This window comes from Dehalococcoidales bacterium, assembly GCA_028716225.1.
In the GTDB taxonomy this organism is placed as follows: Bacteria; Chloroflexota; Dehalococcoidia; order Dehalococcoidales; family UBA5760; genus UBA5760.
This window is the reverse complement of the sequence record JAQUQE010000027.1, coordinates 1-4,333: the sequence shown is the minus strand read 5'-3', so window position 1 is coordinate 4,333 and position 4,333 is coordinate 1. Positions and strand designations below refer to the sequence as shown.

Annotated in this window: 5 protein-coding genes; all 5 read left to right on the top strand. The window is 57.1% G+C overall.

Annotation, left to right across the window (positions count from 1 at the left end):
- Positions 1-761: 761 nt before the first annotated feature.
- The 5 genes from PHI12_10610 (at position 762) to PHI12_10590 (ending at position 4,190) form a co-directional block, all read left to right on the top strand.
- Positions 762-1,340 (top strand): hypothetical protein, encoded by a 579-nt coding sequence (locus PHI12_10610; protein MDD5511247.1) that lies wholly within the window; start codon positions 762-764, stop codon positions 1,338-1,340.
- A 40-nt stretch (positions 1,341-1,380) separates the two neighbouring features.
- On the top strand, positions 1,381-1,851 hold the full coding sequence (locus PHI12_10605; protein MDD5511246.1) for a hypothetical protein: 471 nt from the start codon (positions 1,381-1,383) through the stop codon (positions 1,849-1,851).
- Between the two features lie 194 nt (positions 1,852-2,045).
- Positions 2,046-2,615, top strand: a complete 570-nt coding sequence (locus tag PHI12_10600; GenBank protein MDD5511245.1) for a hypothetical protein — start codon at positions 2,046-2,048, stop codon at positions 2,613-2,615.
- 31 nt (positions 2,616-2,646) lie between these two features.
- Positions 2,647-2,997 carry a hypothetical protein gene (locus tag PHI12_10595; GenBank protein ID MDD5511244.1) on the top strand — a complete coding sequence of 117 codons (351 nt, stop codon included), beginning with the start codon at positions 2,647-2,649 and terminating at the stop codon, positions 2,995-2,997.
- Positions 2,886-4,190 carry a hypothetical protein gene (locus PHI12_10590; GenBank protein ID MDD5511243.1) on the top strand — a complete coding sequence of 435 codons (1,305 nt, stop codon included), beginning with the start codon at positions 2,886-2,888 and terminating at the stop codon, positions 4,188-4,190. The genes PHI12_10595 and PHI12_10590 overlap by 112 nt, the downstream gene beginning before the upstream one ends.
- Positions 4,191-4,333 lie beyond the last annotated feature (143 nt).

Genomic DNA, 4,333 nt, shown 5'->3' with positions numbered 1-4,333 from the left:
GATCATGACCTGCAGCGGCGTGACCGTGGTCTATGAAAAGGACGGGTGCTGCGGTATAGCTCATGGTTTACAGAACGAGCTCATGCAGCAGCCGCTCATCGATACCACCAAGCAGATGTGGATGGGCGGTAAATGCCAGGAAGAAAAGCCAAAGACCTAAAATTTAGGTATTGACAAACATTTAACAATCGGATATCGTTCAAGTGAGCCCAGAGACTGTTTGTATTAAGATAGGTCTGGGCTCATTTCTTTTACAGGCAGTCTCTGCGGACTCAAATATCGGTGAGCGTTTTGGCGTAACCGTAAGATAAGCGCAACCGGAGAAAGAGAGGATGCAATGGCAACCAGAACTATCTCAGTAGTCGCAGGGAGTCCCGCCGCAAAGGCCATGGTCCTGGGAGGCGCTTTCGCTACGGGCATGGCCATGACCCAACTCGTGAAGGCGAAGCCCACGTGGGGTATGCCGATGACGCTCGCCCTGGGAGCGGGAGGCGTGGCAGGCGCTATGTACCTTGACGGCGCGTGGGGAGAGCTTTCGATGGGCATAGCCGCAGCGAGCGCAGCGACCCTCGGCGCGAGCTTGCCGGGCCTTATCTCAGGCTCCACCACCACCAGCAGGCGCGCAGGCGCCCCAGTGGCGCTACCCGCCGGCAGGCGCGCGGGTGTGCCGGTAACCTATGACTGGCGCGAGAGCCAGCCGATCAAGCCGGTGTTTTAACGAGCCCCCAGTATTAAATCATACTTAGAAGGAGGAAAACACAATGGGAATGTACGAGGGAGCTACTTACTCCACTTTCATCCCGTCAGGCGAGCTGACGATCACGGATCAGAAGGGCCTCAAGGAATCGGCTATAAAGGCCGGTATCGACAGGGCGCTCTTCAAGAAACTGGGCTCATCGCCCTCTGAACTCGCAGTGCGCGAGATACGCCCGAGCATCGACCTGCCGGTTACCTTCGCAGCCGGCGACCGCTGGATATTCCCGGCGCCCGCAGCCGCGGTAGCAGCGGCCTTCACCGTCACCAACTGGATCAACGAGCGTGTTCCCGTGAACACCATACTCGTATTCTTCGGTGCGGCCTTCGAGAGCGCAGCGCCCGAGGTCAGCGAGCTCTTCTTCCGCAGCGGCCCGGGCGGAGCCGGACGCACAGCGGCGGTTTTCAACGTTGAGAGCTGCTACACCAAGATGGAGAGCGACGGTTACTTCTCCGTGCCCGTGACCTACGACCCGCAGGAGAACTGCTTCATCCAGGTCACCAACAGGATCCCGATCGCCGTAGGCGGCACGATACTTATCCTCAAGGGATACGCCGTCGAGCCGCGCCGCGAACAGGTCAGCTAAACACTGTGTCCATTATAAAAATTAGGAAGGAGATAAGATAATGGGAGTACCACAGGAAGTCAAAGCAACTTATCTAGCCGAAGTCGGGTCCGGGAATATCAGATACAACTGCCTCCCGGTAGCGGAGATCGCCATCGCTGATGACGCAGCGTGGGATCAGCTCTGGGCGGCAGCCGCAGGACCCGCCACGGATTTCTGGGTGGTAGGATTCGCCTACAACTTCGCCACCACGACAGTAGCGGCAGAGCATACGCAACTGATAGACTTCGGGTGGGGCGGAGTCGACGGCGCTGCCGTCGCTGCCGCCAACGTGATCGTGACCAACTTCCCGGTCACACTCTATGGCGTGGCCGCGGCTCTCGGCCCTATGGGGCCGCTGTGCCACTACCTGGCATACCCTGTGAAGGTGCCTGCACTTTCCCGTATGGCCGCAAGAATAGCGGCCTCACCAGTCGGCGGCGTCGCCTTCACAAGTTTCCGTATCATCTACGCAACAGCAGTAGGCACCTAAGCCTAAACAAGTAACCAAGTGGGGGCGGGAATCCCCGCCCCCACTTCCCTGAAAATTGAATATAGACCATTTAAAGGCATAAAGGAACAGAACAAATGGTTGAAATCGCGATCTATAACTTAATAGCAATCATAGAGAGGTCAAACCCCCAGCCTGAGAGCCGCGGGGTTTTATTGTTTTAAAGGAGGACGAACATGGCAGAAAGACTCTATGCTGCAAAGGCTGGGCCGATTGATCCCTTCGCTCTGGTGAACGAGCACGTGGCTATATGGATGAAAGCCATGTGGCACCTCTACCGCGTGATGTTCGTGGAGCAGATGCCGAGGTCTCAGGCGATGGTATTCGACCAGGGGGCGCTACTGGCGCTGGGCAACACCGGAGACGTGAGGCTTATCAACCTGGACCAGCAAACGACACCGCCGGGGCTCATCCAGCTGAGGTGTTTTCCTTTGGATGATATCCAGGTGGAAGTGAAGCTCGGCAGGGCCGAGAGCCGGTTCACCGCCGCGAACATATCGGCGCGCGTTGACAGGTTCACGGAGATCAGCGACCCCGACCTGCACACGACAGAGTTCGTGGTTTTGCAGGACAACTCGGTATGGGTGAACTGCACCAATCCGGCGGCCTACGCCACGGCGATGTCCCGGATAGCATTCTTCGGGTTCAGGTACTCTCTCGAAGACATGCAGGCCGCTAAAAAGACGCCCGTCGAGATCAAGAATCTGGTCAACAACGTGGTATTCGTGCCGTCCGGCAGCGATTAACCGATAAAATAGGGAGGGTTTGACTATGGTTATGCACAGATCAGGCATAAGAAAACAGAATCCCGTACCAGGCGTGTCGCCAGTGACAGGCGCGGCTGCGGCGCTCTACAACATAACACCGGGCAGGACCGCTGTTATCAAGCGCATCGCGTGGCAGAACAACTGCGCGGCTAACTCCAACTTAAGCATAGGCCAGGGTCTGGCCGCGGCCTTCGTCGCCGTGCTGCCGCCTATAGTGACGCTGAACGGTCTGGACGGACAGCTTAACGAGTGGGACATACCCAACATCGAGATCCAGTACACCGTCGCTCTGCCCGCGATCACTTTTGTGAGCACGGTTGCCGGTATCATCGTTACCATCGAAGTCGAAGAAATAGGCTAAAAGGAGGCCCCCTCATGGCTGAGAAAAACAGGCCTCTCGTGCCGTTCAGGGTGAATGCCGGCGGCGGTAATTTCCTCGATAAGTACATGTCGGCGGACGATAAGCTGCTTGCCGTGGGGCAGCAGCTGGACGCCTTGACGCAATTTGTGCAGCAGCTCGCGGGAGGTGAAACAATGACTATCGGAAGAACACAGGAAGTGCCCTTCCAGCAGATACTGGCTCCCGGTCAGGCGGTCAGGCTCGTGGCACAATCGCCTTACGCCGGATACGTCAAGAAGATCTTGAGGCACTGGCCCGCCGGATGCAACGCATTAGTCGATGTCGCCGTGGGTGTAGGCAACAAGCGCGTACTGCCGGAGACAGGCTTTATGGCCTTGAACGACGCCACGCCCGTCTTCGATAACCTCAGCGTACCCGTAAAAGAGAAGGAGAACATCTGGGTGGAGCTGCAGAACGGCGACGCGCTGAATCCGCATACGATAACGGTATCGGTGACGGTGGAGGAGGCGCTCATATACACAAACAACGATAGCGGTGAGCTGGCCACGCGCTTAGGCGCTTATAACTCCATCGACAGGCGCGGCACCGTGGTCCTCCACGACAACTTCGAGAGCGGCACGGAAGGCTGGGTCAAAACACTGGGCGCCGGCGTCGGCTCTAATTGCGAGTGGAGCACGGAGAGCTTCAGGAACGGCGGCTACAGCATGAAGGTCAGCGGCGGCCTGGCCACGGCGTCAACCGTTCGCAGGATGTGGGGAGTGAGCGACCCGAATAAAGTGGGCATGGAGTTCTCGTTCGCCGTCGAGTTCTATAACATGCTGGCAGGCACCAACTATTACTCTGATAACGTCAACCAGTATTACGCAATGTGGTATCTGGTAGGCGCGCAGCTCTACGTTTTAGATGCCACCGTCGGCGCGGTCCTGGTAGGCAACGACGTGGAAGCGCTTTTCGACGATCAGAACTTCAATACTATAAAGATGGTATGGGACACGGAGACCGCGCGCTATACGCGCATACTGTTCAACCAGGTGGAGTTCGATATAACGCAGCGCAGCGTGCCCTTCCTGGCTGCTCCGATAGTCGGCAAGCATATGGCCGCTGAGTTACAGATAGCGAGCCGTGCGGCTGCAAACGATTACATATACCTGGACGATTTCATCGCGACGATCAATGAGCCGAATAACACTTAGGAGATGAGTTATGGCTGGAGCGGGAAGCAAAGTATTCGGTAAAGATTATTTAAACTCAACAGGCGGCAACGACCGCTGGATCCCGCTGCGCCTGCTTCCGGATGGCTCTATAGCTACTACCGCGAGCATGGTGGTTGACGAGG